General features: G+C 33.2%; 1 protein-coding gene and 1 pseudogene. Both read right to left on the reverse strand.

What is annotated here, in order from left to right; genetic code table 11:
* Nucleotides 1-219 precede the first annotated feature (219 nt).
* Nucleotides 220-762, reverse strand: a complete 543-nt coding sequence (locus HMPREF2794_RS04660) for a DUF5043 domain-containing protein (protein WP_070751025.1) — start codon at nt 760-762, stop codon at nt 220-222.
* A gap of 1 nt (nt 763) precedes the next feature.
* Nucleotides 764-1489 (reverse strand): annotated as a pseudogene (locus HMPREF2794_RS28820) (hypothetical protein); the annotation flags it as partial.

Genomic DNA, 1489 nt, shown 5'->3' on the forward strand with positions numbered 1-1489 from the left:
GTCCTGTAAGCAGGAATACAGAATCAGACCAAAGATAAGTAGTACGACAAGGTAACAAACAGATCGTTTGATTCTTTTTGTTTTCATGTTCTTAGATTTTAGTGAATACTTATTTTAGCTGATTTTCAAAAATCCTCCGTAATTCTCTATGCGCCTCATAGGTTTCAAAACCGTATACTTTTACTTTTTTGATAAGGTGCCTCATTGGCGCAGTTTCTTTTATTTCACTTCATGCCTCCAGCCTAAAAATATGTAATTATATTTGGCGCCTTCCTTTGTAGGTGTAAACCAGATATTTTTTTTCAATTCTGCCTCTATATTGTGATATACAGAAACAGGAATTGTTGCATAAGGACCAAAAGATACAAATTGATATTCTACTTCTGCAATTTTACCATCATCTGGATTGATATATAAAATAATCGTCAACGCTTTACCTTTGACCCTCTGTTTCTCTATACTTGAGAAAGCATTATTAATGATGGAAAAACATTTAGGTTTAGTCCATGTTTCTCTTTTAATATGCTCTTCATTTTCTTCGGCTATAGTTATCGTTTTACCTGTGCTCTTATTGATTTGATCTGCATAAGTAAACTTATTTTCCTTGTTGTAAAGTCTTACGAATTTGGCTTTGTCAATTACATCACATTGATAAGTGTAACTTTCTTCATGGAATGTTTTAGTTTTGTCATAATTTGAAACTTGAGCATAGACTTCTATTATTATAAACACAAGCCCAATAAATATAATCATCCTTTTCATACTAGCAATTTTTAGTAATTTCTCTAAGATTTGCAAAATTAGATTGAATATCCCGATTGCTGTCATATTTATAATCTTTGTATTCAATAGTTCTTTTAAAAGCCTCAACAACGTTAAATTCAACGAATGAATTAACAAGCTCTTGGTCCATTCCTTCCTGCAAATTACCTTTGTCATCTAGATAATCATTCAAGGTCATTACTGCAAGATGACGTCTGCTTTTTTTCACTTCAACAGCTTGCCTCCACTCACAGACATCATATTCCAGAGAGCCCTTTAAATAAAGGTATTGTGCATAATGTGCTTCTATATCAAGATTCATTCTTGCATTAACAAATGATGTATAATTCTTTTCATTTTGGTATTGATAGGCATGTAGCATTTCATGAAATAGTTCATTGCTATCCATATTCTTGTTTAATTTGAGCGTTCGAGTACTGGGGTCATATATTGCTTCCTTTTCTTCCACAAATCGGAAGGATATAAAATTTCCATTTAGTGCAGCACTGTTACACAATTTTTTATACAAAGCTCCTCCCATACAATCATCAGTCAGTTCATCTAACATATCCTCTAATTTCTTCCATTCTTCGTCAGACATTTTAAGATTTGTGAATAATTTCTTAGCTTTAGGTATTATCGGGTCTGGCGCATAACCTCCACCACTACCTCCACCGGTATTTTCATTAGGCCCCCATTGCCCGCCAATATTACTATCTTCTTCATA

Origin of the sequence: Bacteroides sp. HMSC067B03 (assembly GCF_001811315.1) — a bacterium.
Lineage (GTDB): Bacteria > Bacteroidota > Bacteroidia > Bacteroidales > Bacteroidaceae > Bacteroides > Bacteroides faecis.

Excerpts from the sequence above, each read along its gene's own strand:
- HMPREF2794_RS04660 (WP_070751025.1), bottom strand. The coding sequence starts at position 762 with ATGAAAAGGATGATTATATTTATTGGGCTTGTGTTTATAATAATAGAA.